Raw genomic sequence first — 17840 nt, 5'->3', positions numbered from 1 at the left:
AAAGAACACGTCGTCGCATGCCGTCCAGCCCCGTCCAGCCCCGTCCATCGACCCACACCACGAACTGCGAGACTTCACCCATGAGCCAGATCGACGCCGTCGACGCCGTCGACGCGGAGCGTGCCGCCGTGCCCACCGAGGGGACGGTCGACGCCGCCTCACGCGTGCCGGACACCCGCGGGCTCACTGTGTGGGCCGAGATCGACCTCACGGCCCTCGAGGCCAACGTGCGCACCCTCCGCGCGCTCGCGCCCGGGTCTGAGTTCATGGCGGTCGTCAAGGCCGACGCGTACGGCCACGGGCTCCTGCCGGTGGCCCGAGCGGCGCTGCGAGGCGGCGCGACGTGGCTCGGCGCAGCCCAGTTCGCCGAGGCGTTCGCGCTGCGCGACGCCGGGCTTACCGCCCGGCTGCTGACCTGGCTCAGCGTCCCGGGGTCTGACTTCGCCGGCGCGGTCGGTCGCGACATCGACCTGTCGGCATCGGCTCCGTGGGTGCTCGACGAGATCGCCGCCGCGGCCGCCGCGCTCGGGCGCACCGCGCGCGTGCACCTCAAGGTCGACACCGGTCTGGGGCGCGGTGGCGCCTACGGCGCCGACTGGGGCACCCTCGTGGCCCACGCTCGGCGCCTCGAGGCCGAGGGCAGTGTCAGCGTCGTCGGCATCTGGACCCACTTCGCCCACGCGGACTCGCCCGAGCACCCGACCGTGCTCGCCCAGCAGGAGCGGTTCTACGAGGCGGTCGCGGAGGCCGAGCAGGCCGGCCTACGGCCCGAGGTGCGCCACCTCGCCAACTCCGCCGCGACCCTCGTGCACCCCTCGGCCCACAGCGACCTCGTGCGGCCCGGCATCGCCATGTACGGCCTCACCCCGGTGCCGCAGGTCGACGACGACTTCGGGCTGCGCCCGGTCATGACGCTGCGCGCCCGGCTCGCCCTCGTCAAGGCGCTGCCCGCGGGGCAGGGCGTCAGCTACGGCCACGCGTACGTCCCCGAGGTCGACACCGTGCTCGGGCTCGTGCCGGCGGGCTACGCCGACGGCATCCCGCGCAACGCGACCAATGTCGGGCCGCTGCTCGTCGACGGGCGCCGCACGACCGTCGCCGGGCGGGTCTGCATGGACCAGCTCGTCGTCGACCTCGGCCCCGGCTCGTCGGCGCAGGCCGGCGACGTCGTCACCCTCTTCGGCGGGGCGCCGGGCGAGCCGACGGCGCAGGACTGGGCCGACGCCACCGACACCATCAGCTACGAGATCGTGACCCGGCTCGGGGCGCGCGTGCCGCGGCTCCTCGTCGGCGACGCGCCCGGCACCGACAGCGCGGGCAGCTCGCCCAGCTTGGACAGCTCGGCCAGCTCGAACAGCTCGGACGGCGCGGCCGCCGACGCGAGCCGCGCATGAGCCCGCGCCGCAACCCGGTGATCGGCATCGCCGCGGCGACCCTGGGTGTCGCCGCGGGTGTGGCTGCCGGCATCGCCGCCGACCGGGCAGGCAAGCACAGGGCCGCAATGGCGGCCCTCGAGACCCCCGAGCTGCTCGACATCCGGCCCGACGAGGAGCACGTCGTCCTCACCGACGACGGCGTGGCCCTGCACGTCGAGATCGACCTGCCGACGCCCGAGGCAGCAGCGCGGGCCGCCGACGGTCCGACCCGCGACGGCACCACCGACGAGCTGCCCACGGTCGTGCTGACCCACGGCTACTGCCTGAGCCTGCGATGCTGGGTCTACCAGCGTCGGGCGCTCAAGGAGGCGGGCTACCGCGTCGTCTCGTGGGACCAGCGCGGTCACGGACGGTCCGCCCGCGGCGAGCAAGACAGCTACACCATCGACCGGGTGGGCCAGGACCTCCGGGCCGTCATCGCCGAGCTGGCGCCTGAGGGAGACCTCGTGCTCGTCGGGCACTCGATGGGTGGCATGACCATGCTGGCCCTCGGCGAGCAGGACCCCAAGCTCGTGCTCGAACGGGTCACCGGGGCGGCCTTCGTCGCCACGAGCCCCGGCGGCATCATGCTCGCCAACGGTGGTCGTGTGGCCACGCTCGGGCGCCTCATGCTCGAGCGCCTCGGACCCGGGGTGCTCGGGCCGCTGAGCCACCGGCCTGACCTGTTCACACGGATCCGGCGTGTCGGGCGCGACATCGAGCACTTCATGGTCGAGCAGAACTCGTTCGCGTCGCCGGTGCCGCGCTCGGTCGTGCGCTACACGGCCGACATCCTGCTCGGCACGCCGCTCGACGTCGTCAACGACTACCTCCAGACGTTCGACGGCTTCGACAAGCGACCCGCCCTCGGCGAGTTCCGCAACGCGGTCGTGCTCGTCTTCAACGGTCGCGAGGACATCCTCACGCCGCCGTCGCACAGCGAGCTCATCGTCGAGGGCATCCCGGGCGCCGAGCACATTGTCGTCAACGACGCCGGGCACGTCATCATGCTCGAGCACCCCGACCTGCTGAACGCCCACCTCATCCAGCTCGTCGACCAGGCCACCCGCGCCCGAGCCGAGCAGATCGAGGTCTCGCAGCAGCCGCGCGTGCGCCGCATCGTCACCGACGTGGCGAAGAACCGTCGCCAAGAGCGCCTCGAGAAGGAGGCGGCCGACCTCCTGCGCAGCGGCCGCGCCAAGACTCCCCGCGCCAAGACGCCGCGCGCCAAGACGCCGCGCGCCAAGCGGGCCCGCAGCAAGGGGGCGTGAACCCCGTGGGCGGTTCTGCGAGCACGCGGCGGGAGATCCGCTGGGCCTCGGTCGAGAAGACCCACGACTTCGGCCGGCGGCTCGGAGCCCTGCTGAAGGGCGGCGACGTGCTCGTGCTCACGGGTGACCTCGGCGCGGGCAAGACCACCCTGACCCAGGCGATCGCCGAGGGGCTCGGCGTGCGCGGGCCCATCACGTCGCCGACGTTCGTCATCGCCAGGGTGCACCCGTCACTCGTCGGCGGACCCGAGCTCGTGCACGTCGACGCGTACCGCCTCGGCAGCGCGCTCGAGCTCGACGACCTCGACCTCGACGCCGACCTCGACGCCAGCGTCACCGTCGTCGAGTGGGGTGCCGGCCTCGCCGAGCAGCTCAGCGACACGCGGCTCGAGCTGACGATCACGGGTGCCGACGAGCGCACGGTCGAGCTCACCGGCGTCGGCCCCCGCTGGGACGCCGTCCTCGACGAGCTCGCCCCCGAGACCTGACGCGTCCGACCGCGCCGGCGTCGAGCGCGCCGCGGCGGCTCGGATAGCCTGACCGACGTGCTCCTGCTCGCGATCGACACGTCCACGACGGCCATCACGGTCGGGCTGCACGACGGCTCGTCGGTGGTCGCGGAGGAGACGACCCTCGATGCGCGAGCGCACGCCGAGCACCTCGCGCCCGGCATCCGTGCCGCTCTCGCCTCGGCCGGTGCAACGCCCGAGGACGTGACCGACGTCGTCGTCGGCATCGGGCCCGGCCCGTTCACGGGCCTGCGCGTCGGCATCGTCACCGGCCGCACCTTCGCCTTCGCGCTCGGGCTTCCCGTGCGTGGGCTGACGAGCCTCGACGCCCTCGCCCACCAGGCCTGGGTCGACGGCCGGCGCGGCGACCTGCTCGTGGCCACCGACGCCCGCCGCAAGGAGGTGTATGCCGCCGCGTACGCCCTCGGTGACGACGGCGCGGTCCGCACCGCCGACCCCGTGGTGGCGCGGGCGACGGACCTGCCGCTCGAGCTTCGTGCCCTGCCGTGCGCCGGCCGTGGTCCCTCCCTCTACGCCGGCGCCCTGCCGCATGCTTTCGGGCCGCTAGACGTCAGCGGGGGAGCCCTGGCCGAGCTCGCCGTTCGACGGCTCGGGTCGGCCGTCGCCGGCCCCGAGGACGTGCTCCAGTGGGTCGACCCCGGCCACGGCTTCGACGGCCTCGAGCCGCTCTACCTGCGCCGCCCCGACGCCGCGCCCGCGCCGCCGTCGAAGAAGTCGACGCTCGGATGACCGTGGGGACGACAGACCCAGCGACCCCGAGCGGCGCGGACCCGGTCGCCGCCTCCCCGCCGTACGTGAGCCTGCGCGACCTCGAGTGGACCGACCTGGCCCGCCTGGCGGAGCTCGAGCAGGAGCTGTTCGCCGACGACGCGTGGTCCGAGGCGACGTGGTGGAACGAGCTCGCGGGTCGCCCACGACGCGACTACGTCGTTGCGGTCGCCCCCGACGGGAGCATCACCGGGTATGCCGGCCTGGACGTCTCGGGCGACGTGGCCGACGTCATGACGGTTGCCACCGCGCCGGGTGGGCAGGGCCGCGGCACCGGGCGCCTGCTGCTCGACGAGCTCGTCCGCCGGGCGGTCGCCCGCGGCGTCGAGGCGGTGCTGCTCGAGGTGCGGGCCGACAACGACGCAGCGCGCCGGCTCTACGACCGGGCCGGCTTCGAGGTCATCTCGGTGCGCCGCCGCTACTACCAACCAGGCAACGTGGACGCGCTCGTCATGCGCCTCCTCGTCACGAAGGGAGACGCATGAGCGACGAGCCCCTCGTCCTCGGCATCGAGACGTCCTGCGACGAGACGGGTGTCGGCATCGTGCGCGGCCAGACGCTGCTCGTCGACACGGTGGCCAGCAGCGTCGACGAGCACGCCCGCTTCGGCGGCGTCGTGCCGGAGGTCGCGAGTCGCGCGCACCTCGAGGCGATGATCCCGACCATCGAGCGCGCCTGCCGCGAGGCAGGCGTGCAGCTGCGCGACCTCGACGCGATCTCCGTGACGTCGGGCCCGGGGCTCGCCGGTGCGCTGCTCGTCGGGGTCGCGTCCGCCAAGGCGCTCGCGCTCGCCCTCGGCAAGCCCATCTACGGCGTCAACCACCTCGCCTCGCACGTCGCCGTCGACATCGTCGAGCACGGCCCGCTGCCCGAGCCGACGATGGCGATGCTCGTCTCCGGTGGCCACTCGTCGCTGCTGCTCGTGCCCGACGTGACCAACGACGTCCGCTCGCTCGGCTCGACGATGGACGACGCCGCCGGTGAGGCCTTCGACAAGGTCGCGCGCGTGCTCGGGCTGCCCTTCCCCGGCGGGCCGCACGTCGACCGGGCCGCCCGAGAGGGCAACCGGATCGCCATCGACTTCCCGCGAGGCCTCACCACCGGGCGTGACATGGAACGGCACCGGTTCGACTTCTCCTTCTCGGGGCTCAAGACCGCGGTCGCTCGCTGGGTCGAGACGCGCCAACGGGCGGGCGAGACCGTGCCGGTCGCCGACGTCGCCGCGAGCTTCCAGGAGGCCGTGGTCGACGTGCTCACCCGCAAGGCCCTGTTGGCGTGCAAGGAGAACGACGTCGACCACCTGCTCATCGGTGGCGGCGTCGCCGCGAACTCCCGGCTGCGCGCCCTCGCCGAGGAGCGCTGCACCAAGGCCGGTGTGACCTTGCGCGTGCCGCGCCCAGGGCTGTGCACCGACAACGGCGCGATGGTCGCCGCGCTCGGGGCGCAGATGGTGGCGAAGGGGCGCGAGCCGAGCGACCTCGGGCTGCCCACCGACTCGTCGATGCCGGTCACGCTCGTCCAGGCGTAGGTCTCTTCAGGCCCGCGTGGCTGGCTTCGTCGGGCGCGCGGACGCCCTCGGCGTGGAGCGTCAGCCGGTCCTCCCAGCACCTGCTTCCTTGCGTATGCCGTGAGCCGGCTGCCGATGCCGCTCGGGCCCCCGCGCGCCCTCCTCAGCTGCCGACGGACCGCCACAAGACGGCATACGGCGGCGTCTCGCGCGGGAGGCCTGGGGCAGTGGCGGTCGGTGGGTCGCCCGTCAGGCGCAGTTGGCCAGGCCGCGGCGCAGCTTGAGGTCGACGACCCTCACGGTGGCGGCCTCGACGAGCTTCGCGAAGGCCGGGTCGGCGGCCATCTTGCGCGTGATCGCGTCGTACATCGCCGGGACGGTCGAGGGACGGGCGGTCAGTGTGATGTCGCCACCGGCCTGGATGAAGCGGATGGCTCTCTGGGCGACCGGCACCGAGGCGAGCGCCTTGGCCGCGCCGACGTCGTCGGTGATGACGACCCCGTCGTAGGAGAGCCGCCCGCGCAGCAGGTCGGTGACGATGGGCTTGGAGAAGGTGGCGTTCGTGCCGGGGTCGATGCGGCTGTAGATGGCAGAGCCGACCATGACGAGCTCGACACCGTCCTGGATGCCGGTGCGGAACGGCTCGAGGAACGGGTCGTCCACCGTCGTCGTGCGGTCGGTGATCCCGTTCGCGGTGAAGTCGGTGTTGCCCGTGATGCGGCCGATGCCGGGGAAGTGCTTGACCGTCGAGGCGACGCCACCGGCGCGCATGCCAGCGATGAAGGCTCCGACCATGCGCGCCACCCGGTCGGGGTCACTCGAGAACTGCCGGTCGTGCTGCCCGATGGGTCCGTTGGCCCGGCCGACCGACGTCGGCACGGTGTCGGCGACCGGCGCGAGGTTGACGTTGATGCCTGCGCTGCGCAGCTGGTTCGCCCAGCGGGTCGCTTCGGCGGTGAGCCCGGCGGGTGAGCCCTGGTTCTGCACGCGGGCCGACGGCATACGCGTGAAGCCGTCGCCGCGCAGCTGCTGGACCTGACCGCCCTCCTGGTCGGCGGCGAGGAGCAGCCCGAGACCGGCCGTGGCCTTCTCGGAGGCGAGACCGGCGAGGTGGCGGGTCGTCGCGCGCGCCCGGTCTGCGCCGCCGTACCAGCCGCCGAGCAGGATGACCCCGCCGAGGTGGCGCTTGGTGACGAGCGTGTCGAGGCTGGTCCGACGTGCCCCGTTGTCGAGGCCGACCATGAGCAGCTGTCCGGCGCGCTCCCCGGCGTCCATGCCGGCGACGATGCGCGGCGCGCAGGAGGTGGAGCCACCCTCGGTCTGGGTGGGGGTCTGGGTGGGGGTCTGGGTCGGTGTCTGGGTGGGTGTCTGCGCCGTGGTGGACGTGGTGGCGCTGCTCGGGGTCGTCGACGGCGTCGCATTCGTGGGGCTGCTGGGGGCGGCGGAGGTGCTCCCACCAGCCGTGCTGCCCGGGTTCGGGGCGGACGAGCAGGCCGCGCCCAACGACACGGCGGCGGCGACCACGGCGAGCCTCCTGAGGGTCGTCGGCAGGTGGCGTCGGCTGTGGCTCGGGCGCATCGTCCGAGCCTATCCCGCTGGCCCTTGCGCTCCGTCGACCCGTGCCCCGGCGAGGGCAGACGTCTCGTGGCGGCACGGAGACGGCCGAGCGTGGCACCCGATACGTTGCCGCTGTGACCACCCAACCCACTCCCGTCGTGCTCGACGTCGACACCGGCGTCGACGACGCGTGCGCCCTACTGCTGGCGGCGCTCCACCCTGCCCTCGACCTCCGGGCCGTCTCGTGCGTCGGTGGCAACGCCCCCGTCGACGACGTCGTGCGCAACACGCTCAAGGTGCTCGAGGTCGCGGGCCGCTCTGACGTCCCGGTCGCCCGCGGGGCCGAGCGGCCGCTGCTCGAGCCGGCCCTGCACGCGCACCACGTGCACGGGCAGGACGGGATGGGTGACCTCGGGTGGCCGGCGTCGTCACTCGAGGCCGACGGCCGCCACGCGGTCGAGCTGCTCAGGGACGTATGCCGTCAGGCCGCCACCGATGGCCGCCCGGTCACCCTCGTGCCCCTGGCGCCCCTGACCAACATCGCACTGCTGCTGCGCACCTACCCGGAGGTTGCCGCCGGCATCTCCGAGATCGTCTTCATGGGTGGCGCCGCCAACGTCGGAAACGCCACGGCCTCAGCGGAGTTCAACGTCTTCCACGACCCCGAGGCCGCGGCCGTCACGCTGGATGCCGCGGCCGACCTCGGCATCGACGTCACCATGTACGGCCTCGACGTGTTCTACGAGCCGGTCGTCTCGCGCGAGATGGCGGCCGAGCTCGTCGCCGTCGGGGGCCGCGGCCCGGCCGAGCTGGGCGGGCGCCTCATGGACTTCCAGCGCGAGCGGATCGACGGCAGCGCGACCATCGGCGACGCCGGGGCCGTCTGCGCCCTCATTGACCGGGACGCGTTGCGCACGCAGGTGCTGCCCATCCGGGTCGAGCTCGCCGGCACCTGGTCGCGTGGCCGCACCATCGTCGACCGCCGCGACTGGAGCGGCGCGATCACCCACGACCCGCACGGCGAGGCACCGGTGCGGGTCGACGTGGCGCTCGGCGTTGACGGTCCACGCTATGCGCGCTTGTGGAGGGACACCCTCCTCGGCCGCGTGGGTGACAGGGCGGGGGAGCGCTGATGGGCCGCGTGGTGGTCCTGGGCTCGCTCAACGTCGACATCGTGACCCGGGTCGAGCGGCACCCGCTACCCGGCGAGACCCTCCTGGGTGAGGCGGGCGGCCGCTTCGCCGGCGGCAAGGGCGGCAACCAGGCCATGGCGGCCCGCCGCGCTGGTGCGGACGTGGTCATGGTCGGCGCGGTCGGTGCCGACGAGGCCGGCGACGCCTACCTGGCCCGGCTGCACGCTGCCGGCGTCGAGACGGCCGTGACGCGGGACCCTGAGGCGCCCACCGGCACCGCGTACATCGCGGTCGACGACGCGGGGGAGAACACGATCATCGTCGTTCCCGGTGCCAACGGGTTGGTGCGGGAGGAGTCGATGAAGTCTGTCGGGCTCGGCCCGGGTGACGTGTTGCTCTGCTCTCTCGAGGTGCCACTCGTCGACGTCGCGCGGACGGCGCTCAAGGCCCATCGGGTGGGTGCCCGGGTGGTGCTCAACATGGCGCCGTACGCCCCGGTGCTCGCCGACGCGGTGGCGATCTGCGACCCGGTGGTCGTCAACGAGTCCGAGATGCGCCAGCTGGCCGACTCGGACCTGGTGCCCGGCTCGCTGCTCGTCACCTTCGGCGCTGCGGGAGCCCGCTGGGGCACCGACCAGGTCGACGGCATACCGGTGGCGTCGGGCGACGTCGCCGACACGGTCGGTGCCGGCGACGCGTTCTGCGGTGCCTTGGCCGCGGCCCTTGCCGCCGGGGCGGACAACACGACGGCGCTGGAGGCAGCCAACCGTGCCGGAGCCGACGCGGTCCGCTGGGCCGGGGCCCAACCCGACGCCGCGCTGTGAACCGACCCGGCCCAAACCGTACCTTGTCAGTTACGTAACTCAACAGTTACGCTAACGGGGTGAGCAGGACCTGGGAGGCGCTGAGCGACCCGACGCGGCGCACGATCGTCGAGCACCTCGCGCGCGAGGAGCTGACGGCCGGCGAGGTCGCGGCGCTCTTCGACGTTGCCCGGCCCGGCATCTCGCGGCACCTCCGAGTGCTCCGCGACGCGGGCGTGGTCGAGGCGGAGGCCGTCGCCCAGCGGCGTGTCTATCGGCTGGTGCCGGAGGCGCTCGACGAGGTCGAGCAGTGGTGCCGCGAGATCCGCTCGTTCTGGGGGCAGCGTCTCGATGCCCTCGACACCGAGATCGCCCGCGGCACGCGGGCGCGACGAGAGGAACACGTATGAGCGAGCTGACCCAGGTGCTGGGCCGCATCGAGCGCGAGGGCGAGGCGGTGGCCGTGGTCTTCGACCGCCACTACGCGACGACGGCAGCCGACGTGTGGGATGCCTGCACCGACCCGGACCGGCTCGCCAGGTGGTTCGCCCCGGTGACCGGCGACCTCCGCGAGGGCGGCGAGTTCACGATCCACTTCGACGACGCCGACACCCCTGCCTGCCGGGTCGTCGAGTGCAGCGCACCGCAGCGCCTCGTCTGGGAGTGGCCGGTCAAGGACGTCCCGAGCCTGGTGACGGTCGGCATCTCGGCCGACGGCGTCGGGGCGCGGCTCACGCTCCGCCACGAGCGGCTGGCGCAGGCCCAGGCTCCCGGGTATGCCGCGGGCTGGGACACCTACGTCCGCTCGCTGGCGGCGCACCTCGACGGCATCGATGCCCCCGACTGGGGCGCCACGTGGTCGGCGCTGCACGAGCTGTATGCCGCCGGGTCGGGCTCCGGCACCGACTGACGTCGCGCTCAGCGCGCCCTCATGGTCGAGTGCTCATTTTCCGACGCCCCAGTCGAGTGCTCAGTTCCCGACCCCCCCAGTCGAGTGCTCAATTCCCGACGTCCGACGCGTCGGGAAGTGGGCACTCGATGGTGGGCGGGGTGTCGGGAAGTGGGCACTCGATGGTGGGCTCGTCGGGAAGTGGGCACTCGATGGTGGGCGGGGTGTCGGGAAGTGGGCACTCGATGGTGGGCTCGTCGGGAAGTGGGCACTCGATGGGGGAGTGCGGGTCAGGCGGGGGTGACGACGACGGCGACCTGGCTGCCGCCGACGCGAGTCAGCACCAGGGTCGCCTCGGACCCGCCCTTGCCCCGGCCCGTCATCTTCAGCTGCCGGCGCAGCACGTCGGCGTCGAGGGTGACGCCTCGCTTCTTGATGGTGACGCGGTCGTGTCCGGCGTCGCGCAGCCAGCGCGCGAGCCGTTTCGTAGACAGCGGCATCGCCTCGACGACTCGGAACCGGCGGGCCCACGGCAGGTCGCGCGACACCCCGCTCGTCACGTAGCCGACACCGGACGCCAGCTCGACGCCGTCGACGGCAGACACCAGGGCGCCGGTCAGGCCGGCACGGATCACGGCACGGTCGGGCTCATAGAGCCAGTCGCCCATCTCGGTGACCGACCGCAGGACCGGGTGATCGACCCCTTCGGCGGCGTCGCGCTCGGTCACGACAGCGGTCGACGACGCGGTGCAGACGGCGGCGGTGCGTCCGGTCGATGCGACGAGGGGGCCCCACCACACCGCGCACTCGAGCACCTCGCCCTGCCAGGAAGTCCACTGCGCCTCGGCCCCTCGGGGCACCGACCCGTGCGGGAAGGCGGGCGAGAGCTTCGCCCCGGTCGCCGGGACCTGCTCGGCGAAGGCGAGCACCTGCGACCACGACGGCGAGATGGCGTCGAGGGAGAAGACGCGCTTGGTGCGGCCGCTGACGTCGGCAACCCCGCGCACGCGGCGGGCCGGGTCGAGCCACAGGCCGACGTCAACGCGGTCGTCAGCCGGCGGCAGGCGTACGTCCTCGGCGAGCCCGTGGGTCACCCGGGCGGACGGCCAGTGCCGCAGGTTGACCGCGGCGACGCGTGCGGTGGTGTCGTCGGCGTCGACGGCGTGCACCGCGAGGTCGAGGCCGGCGAAGGCCATCGCGTCGGCACCCAGCCCGCACCCGAGGTCGTGCACCTCGCGCACCCCGGCGACGGCATACCGGTGGGCGTGCCGCGCCGCGATGGCGAGGCGGGTCGCCTGCTCGAGCCCGTCGGCGGTGAAGAGCATGCCGGCGGCGAAGTCGCCGAACTTCTCGGTGCCGCGCGACCGCAGCCGCGACTGGGTCATGGCCGCGGCCACGAGGTCGGCCGCGAAACCGGCCTCGCGGAGGCGGTCCTGAAGGTGCAGCGAGGCCGTCTCGTCGTACGGCGGCAGCGACTGGAGCAGCGCCCAGCCCTCACCCGCAGCGAGGCGGTCGACCATGGCGGCGTCCATGGGCACATCCTGCCAGCGCGGGCGACCAGCACGAATCGCGACGGATTCTGGCACTCGACTTGACCGAGTGCTAACCGAAACCTAGATTTCTTCCTGTTGGCACTCTCCACCCGGAAGTGCCAGCGTCCTCCTCGAGGGAGGTCGACCCCCGCGACGGCGTCCGTCCTCGAGAGCCCACAGTCCGCAATCCAGTTTTCGACTGTCCCGAAGGGAAGGTCACCACCGTGTCGGTTTCCATCACGCCGCTCGAAGACCGCATCGTCGTCAAGTCCCTCGAGGCCGAGCAGACCACCGCGTCCGGCCTCGTCATCCCGGACACTGCCAAGGAGAAGCCGCAGGAGGGCGAGGTCCTCGCTGTCGGCCCCGGCCGCTTCAACGACAACGGCACCGAGCGCGTCCCGCTCGACGTCAAGGTCGGCGACAAGGTCATCTACAGCAAGTACGGCGGCACCGAGGTCAAGTACGGCGGCGAGGAGTACCTCATCCTCTCCGCGCGCGACGTCCTCGCGATCGTCGGCTGACCCAGCCGTATGCCGTGAACGCACCCCGGTGAGCCCCGTCGGGGTCTCCCCGGGGTGCGTCTCTTTCGGCCCCTCGTTTGACCGGGCGTGCTGGCAGCAGCCCCGAATCCCCAAGAACCGCAATGCAACCCGAGCCAAAGGAAGATCATGGCCAAGCAGCTGGAGTTCGACGACTCCGCCCGCAAGTCGCTCGAGCGCGGCGTCAACGCGCTCGCCAACGCCGTCAAGGTGACGCTCGGCCCGAAGGGCCGCAACGTCGTCATCGACAAGAAGTGGGGCGCCCCCACGATCACGAACGACGGTGTGACCATCGCCCGCGAGATCGAGCTCGAGGACGCCTACGAGAACCTCGGCGCCCAGCTCGCCAAGGAGGTCGCGACCAAGACGAACGACGTCGCCGGTGACGGCACGACGACCGCGACCGTGCTCGCCCAGGCCATGGTCAAGGAGGGCCTGCGCAACGTCGCCGCCGGTGCCGCCCCGGCCGCGCTCAAGCGCGGCATGGACAAGGCCGTCACCGCGGTCAACGACCGCCTCCTCGAGAACGCCCGCGAGGTCGAGGGCAAGGACGAGATCGCCTCCGTCGCCACGCTGTCCGCCCAGGACGCCACCCTCGGTGGCCTCATCGGCGAGGCGTTCGACAAGGTCGGCAAGGACGGCGTCATCACCGTCGAGGAGTCCTCGACGACGGCGACCGAGCTCGAGTTCACCGAGGGCATGCAGTTCGACAAGGGCTACCTCTCGGCCTACTTCGTCACCGACACCGAGCGCATGGAGACCGTCCTCGAGGACGCCTACGTGCTCATCAACCAGGGCAAGATCTCCTCGGTCGCCGAGGTTCTCCCCGTCCTCGAGAAGGTCGTGCAGTCCGGCAAGCCGCTGCTCATCATCGCTGAGGACGTCGACGGCGAGGCCCTCTCGACGCTCGTCGTCAACAAGATCCGCGGCACCTTCAACGTCGCCGCCGTCAAGGCTCCCGGCTTCGGCGACCGCCGCAAGGCGATGCTGCAGGACATCGCGATCCTCACCGGTGGCCAGGTCATCGCCGAGGAGGTCGGCCTCAAGCTCGACCAGGCCGACCTCACGGTCCTCGGCCAGGCCCGCCGCGTCGTCCTCACCAAGGACAACACGACGATCATCGACGGCAACGGCGACGAGTCCGAGGTCGCCGGTCGCGTGCACCAGCTCAAGGCCGAGATCGAGCGCACCGACTCCGACTGGGACAAGGAGAAGCTCCAGGAGCGTCTCGCCAAGCTCGCCGGTGGCGTCTGCGTCATCAAGGTCGGCGCGCACACCGAGGTCGAGCTCAAGGAGAAGAAGCACCGCATCGAGGACGCGATCTCCGCGACGCGTGCTGCGATCGAGGAGGGCATCGTCGCCGGTGGCGGCACCGCCCTCATCCACGCCGCCTCCGCCATCGACGCCCTCGAGCTGACCGGTGACGAGGCCACGGGCGCGTCTATCGTGCGCAAGGCCGTCGCCGAGCCGCTGCGCTGGATCGCGGAGAACGCCGGCCTGCAGGGCTACGTCGTCACCTCCAAGGTGGCGGAGCTGCCCCTCGGCCAGGGCCTCAACGCGGCCACCGGCGAGTACGGCGACCTCATCGCGGCCGGCGTCATCGACCCGGTCAAGGTCACGCGCTCCGCGCTGCGCAACGCCGAGTCCATCGCGTCGATGATCCTCACGACCGACACGCTCATCGTCGACAAGCCGGAGAACGAGCCCGAGGCCGGCGGCCACGGGCACGGCCACGGTCACTGACCAGCGGACCGGGCCCGACGGCATACGTCGTCAGGCCCGCCGCAGGCCGGCTGCGTCTGGCGCACGCCTCTGACGCAGACGTCTGACGCGCGACGAGGGCCGCTCCCCACCGGGAGCGGCCCTCGTGTCGTCACTGGGCCCGTCGGGGCCCGGGGCCGGTCAGGCCGCGCTCAGGAGGCTTCCTGGATGCCGTCGTAGAGGACCTCGCGCTCGGACTCGGTGAGCCCACCCCACACGCCATAGGGCTCGCGGACCTCGAGGGCGTGCGAGCGGCAGGCGGCCACCACGGGGCAGGCTGCGCAGACGGCCTTGGCCTGGGCGTCGCGGTTGCGGCGACGCGGGCCGCGCTCTCCTTCGGGGTGGAAGAAGACCTCGGGGCTGGCGCCGCGGCAGGCGCCGTCCAGCTGCCAGTCCCAGAGGTCGGCAACTGGTCCGGGCAGGCGGGTGATCTCGGCCATGAACTCGTCTCTCAGGTCGGGCGGGGTGTCCGCCGGTCGAACCGGTCCGCTCGAGGCATGTGGGGGGCGCGGACCGCGAAATCGACGCTAACCGGGCACGTGATCAGGGATAAAGGTTGGAATCTTAAGGACTTGTTCAAGAATTCCCATTCGGATGGCATGCTCGTCGAAGGCGTGCTGGGGACCATCCCCGTCTCGTCCGGCGGCGTCCCGTCCGGCTAGCATTGGGCCGCTCCGGGCCGACGCCGACGAGCAGCGCGACGTGGCGCTGGGACTACAAGACGAAGTTCGGGGGGACGACGACTCACATGGGTCACCGATGGTCGACGCGCGCCCCCGTAACGACGGGCGGCGTTTCTGCGATGGAGCGGATGGACGCTCCATCGCTTCGTGAGCTGGCGGCTGACTCCGCGCGCGACCCCCACGCGCGCGACCTGCTGCTCGCCCGCGTCAGGGACATGGCCCTGCGGTATGCCCGCGTCCGCCTCGGGCGCTTCGGCGCGGAGGACATTGCCCAGGACGTCGCGCAGGAGGTGTGCATGGCCGTGGTGACGGCTCTGCCGACCTACGAGGAGCGCGGCCTGCCCTTCGAGGCGTTCGTCTACACGATCACCTCGCGCAAGCTCGCCGACGCCCAGCGCGCGGCGATGCGGGGTCCGGCGCCTGTCGCCGACATCCCCGACGGCCCGGCCGACGGTCCTTCGCCAGAGTCGGTCGCGATCATGCGCGACGACGCCGCCACCGCGATGACCCTCATGCGCCAGCTTCCTCCCCAGCAGCGCGAGATCCTGACCCTGCGCGTCGCCGTCGGCATGTCCACCGAAGAGACGGCCGCGGCGCTCGGCATGTCGCCCGGCGCGGTCCGCGTCGCCCAGCACCGTGCCCTCGGCAAGCTGCGCGGAATGATCGCCGACGCCGAGGCGGGTGTCGTCGCGTGAACGACTTCTCGCTCCCCGGCGGTCCGAGCGACCTCCTCGCCGACGACCTGCTCCTCGACCGCATCGGCGGTCGTCGTGAGGCCGGCGGCGACCCCGTGGCCGGCCTGCTCGTCGCGCTGGCGGCGCACGCTGACAACCCGCTGCCCGCCCGCACCGGCCGCCGTCGCATCGCCAACAAACACCGCTACCTGGGGGCCTTCGCCGCGCTGGCCGTGGCGGCCAGCGGCGCCGGCGTCGCTGCAGCGGTCACCCTCCCCGACGAGGGCTCGGCGCAGGCCAACCGTGCCCGCATCGAGCAGCGCATGGAGCAGAGCGCCCGCAGCGGCGCCCCGAGCGTGCTCCTCTCGCGCCTCGGGCTCCCGGCCACCGACGGCACGACGGCCGCCCGTGGCCTCGTGCTGGCACGCGGCGCGAACGGCACGTTCGTGCTGCTCCCCGCAGCAGCAGCCGCAGCGCAGGCCAAGGCCTTCGCCGCCGGTCGCGGCACGGGCGCCGACTCCGGAGCCGGTCCGGGCGCTGCCCCGGGGACCGGCGCGGCCGCCGATCCTGGCGCCGACCCGGGCGCCGTTCCGGGCGGAGACGCCACGGTCGCCGACCCCGCGCCGGGCAAGGCCAAGCCGTCCAAGACCGAGCCGGCGAAACCGGCGAAGCCGGGCAAGGCTCGTCCCGCCACTGGGCCCGCCGCGGGCAACGGCCAGAACGGCAACGGGCAGGGGGCCGACGGCCAGGGCTGGGCCGGCGCGACGGGCCAGACGGGCAGTGACCAGATCTGGGTCATCGAGCCGGCCACCGACCTGTCCACCGCTGGCCCCTCGGGCACCGTCGTCGCGGCGCCACCCACGAGCAGCGCGCGGGTGGCCGACCCGTCGGCCCAGCACTCGCTGGTGGGGCCAGGGACCAGCCCGCAGAAGACCAACCGCCATGCCGTCGTGCCCGGTGTCGGACCGTCCGTGTCGCCCGGGGCCGCGCACTCGCAGCGGCCCTCGGCTCCACAGGCGACCAACCCTCCCGGGGCGGCGAAGTCCGCCGTCGCCGCGGCCTAGGCGGCTGCTGCAGCAGCCGCTGCCGCAGCACAGGCGGCCGGTGCCTCCGTGAACGCCACGGCCGCCTCGGCAGCATCCGCCGCAACGGCGTCCGCACCCACGTCCGGCGCGCCTGTCCAGCCCGTCGCGCCCACCCCCTGACGCGCGTTCGGACGGGGCTCCGCGAGCCCGTAGAATCGGCGAATGAGTCTCGGATCGTCTGACGTGCCCGCTGCTTTCGCCACGATGGGACTGACCTACGACGACGTCCTGCTGCTGCCGGGCTACAGCGACCTCGCCCCGAACGACATCGACACCTCGACACGCCTCACCCGCGAGCTGTCGATCAAGTCGCCGCTCATCTCGGCGGCGATGGACACCGTCACCGAGGCCCGCATGGCGATCGCCATGGCCCGCCAGGGTGGTCTCGGTGTGCTGCACCGCAACCTGTCGATCCAGGACCAGGCCTACCAGGTCGACCTCGTCAAGCGCACCCAGACGGGCATGATCTCCAACCCGATCACCATCGGCCCCGACCGCACCCTCGAAGAGCTCGACACGATCTGCGGCGAGTACCGGGTCTCGGGTCTGCCGGTGATCGGCGACGACAAGCGGCTCATCGGCATGGTCACCAACCGCGACCTGCGCTTCACGCCGGTCGCCGAGTGGGCCACGACTCTCGTGCGCGACGTCATGACGCCGATGCCGCTCATCACCGGCCACGTCGGCATCAGCCGCGACGAGGCGACGGCGCTGCTGCGCCAGCACAAGCGCGAGCGGCTGCCGCTCGTCGACGGCGAGGGCCACCTGACCGGCCTGATCACGGTCAAGGACTTCGTCAAGAGCGAGCAGTTCCCCAACGCCAGCAACGACGCCGACGGCCGACTCATGGTCGGCGCGGCCATCGGCTACTTCGGTGACTCGTGGGAGCGGGCGACGACCCTCATCGAGGCCGGCGTCGACGTGCTCGTCGCCGACACCGCCCACGGTCACGTGCGTCTGCTCATCGAGATGGTCGAGCGGCTCAAGAAGGACCCCGCCACCCGCCACGTCCAGGTCATCGGCGGCAACGTCGCGACGACCGCCGGCGCCCAGGCGTTCGTCGACGCGGGCGCCGACGCCGTCAAGGTCGGCGTCGGCCCGGGCTCGATCTGCACGACGCGCATCGTCACCGGCGTTGGTGCGCCGCAGATCACGGCCGTCCACGCTGCGGCCCAGGCCTGCAAGCCGGCTGGTGTGCCGGTCATCGCCGACGGTGGCCTCCAGTACTCCGGCGACATCGCCAAGGCCATCGTCGCCGGGGCCGACTCGGTCATGGTCGGCTCGCTGCTCGCCGGCTGCGAGGAGAGCCCGGGTGAGCTGATCTTCGTCAACGGCAAGCAGTTCAAGAGCTACCGCGGCATGGGGTCGCTCGGCGCGATGAGCAGCCGCGGCAAGAAGTCCTACTCCAAGGACCGCTACTTCCAGGCCGAGGTCGAGTCCGACGACAAGATCGTGCCCGAGGGCATCGAGGGCCGCGTCGCCTACCGCGGTCCGCTCTCGGCCGTCGCCCACCAGATGCTCGGCGGCCTGCGCCAGTCGATGTTCTACGTCGGCGCCCGCACCGTGCCCGAGCTGCAGGAGAAGGGCCAGTTCGTGCGCATCACGTCGGCCTCGCTCAAGGAGAGCCACCCGCACGACATCCAGGGCATGGTCGAGGCCCCCAACTACGCCGGCTGAGCCCACCCGTCACCTC

General features: G+C 72.6%; 18 protein-coding genes. 15 read left to right on the top strand and 3 right to left on the bottom strand.

The window, feature by feature from the left end; genetic code table 11:
- The first annotated feature begins 80 nt into the window (after positions 1-80).
- Genes alr through tsaD form a run of 6 tightly spaced genes read left to right on the top strand, consistent with a single transcriptional unit; the run spans position 81 to position 5512 of the window.
- Complete coding sequence (gene alr / locus AC1DE0_RS11550; protein WP_478100521.1) at positions 81-1394, top strand: alanine racemase; 1314 nt, start codon at positions 81-83, stop codon at positions 1392-1394.
- Entirely contained in the window at positions 1391-2686 is a 1296-nt protein-coding gene (locus AC1DE0_RS11545; protein ID WP_478100519.1) for an alpha/beta fold hydrolase, read from the top strand. Before alr ends, AC1DE0_RS11545 begins: the two co-directional genes overlap by 4 nt.
- 5 nt (positions 2687-2691) lie before the next feature.
- Entirely contained in the window at positions 2692-3174 is a 483-nt protein-coding gene (tsaE, locus tag AC1DE0_RS11540; protein ID WP_478100785.1) for a tRNA (adenosine(37)-N6)-threonylcarbamoyltransferase complex ATPase subunit type 1 TsaE, read from the top strand.
- A gap of 57 nt (positions 3175-3231) precedes the next feature.
- Positions 3232-3945 carry a tRNA (adenosine(37)-N6)-threonylcarbamoyltransferase complex dimerization subunit type 1 TsaB gene (gene tsaB, locus AC1DE0_RS11535; RefSeq protein ID WP_478100517.1) on the top strand — a complete coding sequence of 238 codons (714 nt, stop codon included), beginning with the start codon at positions 3232-3234 and terminating at the stop codon, positions 3943-3945.
- Complete coding sequence (rimI, locus tag AC1DE0_RS11530) at positions 3942-4469, top strand: ribosomal protein S18-alanine N-acetyltransferase (RefSeq protein WP_478100515.1); 528 nt, start codon at positions 3942-3944, stop codon at positions 4467-4469. Before tsaB ends, rimI begins: the two co-directional genes overlap by 4 nt.
- The gene (gene tsaD / locus AC1DE0_RS11525; protein WP_478100513.1) at positions 4466-5512 is read left to right on the top strand and encodes a tRNA (adenosine(37)-N6)-threonylcarbamoyltransferase complex transferase subunit TsaD; all 1047 of its coding nucleotides are present in this window, start codon (positions 4466-4468) and stop codon (positions 5510-5512) included. The genes rimI and tsaD overlap by 4 nt, the downstream gene beginning before the upstream one ends.
- Before the next feature lie 228 nt (positions 5513-5740).
- Here tsaD and AC1DE0_RS11520 read toward each other — a convergent pair whose 3' ends face one another.
- Complete coding sequence (locus AC1DE0_RS11520) at positions 5741-7069, bottom strand: glycoside hydrolase family 3 N-terminal domain-containing protein (RefSeq protein ID WP_478100511.1); 1329 nt, start codon at positions 7067-7069, stop codon at positions 5741-5743.
- A gap of 113 nt (positions 7070-7182) precedes the next feature.
- Between AC1DE0_RS11520 and AC1DE0_RS11515 the strand changes: the two genes are divergently transcribed.
- Genes AC1DE0_RS11515 through AC1DE0_RS11500 form a run of 4 tightly spaced genes read left to right on the top strand, consistent with a single transcriptional unit; the run spans position 7183 to position 9894 of the window.
- Positions 7183-8181: a nucleoside hydrolase gene (locus tag AC1DE0_RS11515; RefSeq protein WP_478100509.1), complete on the top strand. Its 999-nt coding sequence runs from the start codon at positions 7183-7185 to the stop codon at positions 8179-8181.
- Positions 8181-9005 (top strand): ribokinase, encoded by an 825-nt coding sequence (locus tag AC1DE0_RS11510; protein WP_478100507.1) that lies wholly within the window; start codon positions 8181-8183, stop codon positions 9003-9005. The genes AC1DE0_RS11515 and AC1DE0_RS11510 overlap by 1 nt, the downstream gene beginning before the upstream one ends.
- Positions 9006-9064: 59 nt before the next feature.
- Complete coding sequence (locus tag AC1DE0_RS11505) at positions 9065-9394, top strand: ArsR/SmtB family transcription factor (RefSeq protein WP_478100505.1); 330 nt, start codon at positions 9065-9067, stop codon at positions 9392-9394.
- On the top strand, positions 9391-9894 hold the full coding sequence (locus AC1DE0_RS11500; protein WP_478100503.1) for an SRPBCC family protein: 504 nt from the start codon (positions 9391-9393) through the stop codon (positions 9892-9894). The genes AC1DE0_RS11505 and AC1DE0_RS11500 overlap by 4 nt, the downstream gene beginning before the upstream one ends.
- 269 nt (positions 9895-10163) lie before the next feature.
- On the opposite strand, the gene AC1DE0_RS11495 is transcribed toward AC1DE0_RS11500, so the two are convergent.
- The gene (locus tag AC1DE0_RS11495) at positions 10164-11405 is read right to left on the bottom strand and encodes a class I SAM-dependent methyltransferase (RefSeq protein ID WP_478100501.1); all 1242 of its coding nucleotides are present in this window, start codon (positions 11403-11405) and stop codon (positions 10164-10166) included.
- Positions 11406-11629: 224 nt separating this feature from the next.
- Here AC1DE0_RS11495 and groES point away from each other — a divergent pair, with 224 nt between their 5' ends.
- Together groES and groL are read left to right on the top strand one after the other, a co-directional pair.
- Entirely contained in the window at positions 11630-11926 is a 297-nt protein-coding gene (groES, locus tag AC1DE0_RS11490; RefSeq protein WP_442293058.1) for a co-chaperone GroES, read from the top strand.
- A 147-nt stretch (positions 11927-12073) separates the two neighbouring features.
- Positions 12074-13687, top strand: a complete 1614-nt coding sequence (groL, locus tag AC1DE0_RS11485; RefSeq protein WP_478100498.1) for a chaperonin GroEL — start codon at positions 12074-12076, stop codon at positions 13685-13687.
- Between the two features lie 170 nt (positions 13688-13857).
- Here the strand turns inward: groL and AC1DE0_RS11480 are convergent, their stop codons facing one another.
- Positions 13858-14145: a WhiB family transcriptional regulator gene (locus AC1DE0_RS11480; RefSeq protein ID WP_478100496.1), complete on the bottom strand. Its 288-nt coding sequence runs from the start codon at positions 14143-14145 to the stop codon at positions 13858-13860.
- Positions 14146-14516: 371 nt separating this feature from the next.
- Here AC1DE0_RS11480 and AC1DE0_RS11475 point away from each other — a divergent pair, with 371 nt between their 5' ends.
- The 3 genes from AC1DE0_RS11475 to guaB all read left to right on the top strand — a co-directional run bounded on the left by AC1DE0_RS11475 (position 14517) and on the right by guaB (position 17824).
- The gene (locus tag AC1DE0_RS11475) at positions 14517-15083 is read left to right on the top strand and encodes a sigma-70 family RNA polymerase sigma factor (protein ID WP_478100494.1); all 567 of its coding nucleotides are present in this window, start codon (positions 14517-14519) and stop codon (positions 15081-15083) included.
- Positions 15080-16126 (top strand): hypothetical protein, encoded by a 1047-nt coding sequence (locus tag AC1DE0_RS11470; protein WP_478100492.1) that lies wholly within the window; start codon positions 15080-15082, stop codon positions 16124-16126. Before AC1DE0_RS11475 ends, AC1DE0_RS11470 begins: the two co-directional genes overlap by 4 nt.
- A 183-nt stretch (positions 16127-16309) precedes the next feature.
- Positions 16310-17824: an IMP dehydrogenase gene (guaB, locus tag AC1DE0_RS11465; RefSeq protein WP_478100490.1), complete on the top strand. Its 1515-nt coding sequence runs from the start codon at positions 16310-16312 to the stop codon at positions 17822-17824.
- Positions 17825-17840 lie beyond the last annotated feature (16 nt).

The organism is Terrabacter sp. 05T424 (assembly GCF_056396225.1).
The sequence above is the reverse complement of the archived record's forward strand: the minus strand, read 5'-3'. Positions and strand labels throughout refer to the sequence as shown.